Origin of the sequence: Pedobacter sp. ASV12, from assembly GCF_016429155.1 — a bacterium.
GTDB lineage: Bacteria > Bacteroidota > Bacteroidia > Sphingobacteriales > Sphingobacteriaceae > Pedobacter.
The window spans coordinates 1-462 of sequence record NZ_JAELUC010000292.1; the positions used below are offsets into that span (position 1 = coordinate 1).

Annotated in this window: 1 pseudogene; it reads left to right on the forward strand. The window is 38.3% G+C overall.

The annotated features are described in order from the left end of the window. Positions 1–462, forward strand: a pseudogene (locus JHD69_RS20360) (peptidoglycan bridge formation glycyltransferase FemA/FemB family protein); the annotation flags it as partial.

The following is a 462-nucleotide window of genomic DNA, read 5'->3' on the forward strand; positions in this document are numbered from 1 at the left end:
GCCTTATTTCGATCTGCATTCAGTTTATGGTTTTGCGGGACCAATTTCAAATTTGAGGTTCAGCGATATCGGAGAACATTTTATCTTACAATTTCAGCAATGTTTTGTCGAATTTCTCAACAGCGGAAATTATGTTGCAGTTTTTGCCAAGTTCCACCCCTTTTTTGATCAGACCATTGTGCTCGAAAAACTGGGGGGCGTATTTGACAATGGCAAAACAGTAGCGATTGATTTAAGGCAGCCACTTGAAGAACAGCGTAAAAAATATAGGAAATCTACTTTAGAAGCGATTAAAAAAGCTCGTAAAATGGGGTTTCAACTACGTGAAATGGAGCAATACGACGATATTGTCCAATTTACAAAGTTGTATATCCAAAACATGGAAAGGGTTGGGGCAGGCGATTTTTACAAGTTTGATGAAGCTTATTTTACATCGCTTTTAGGTTCTGCTCAATGCAATGC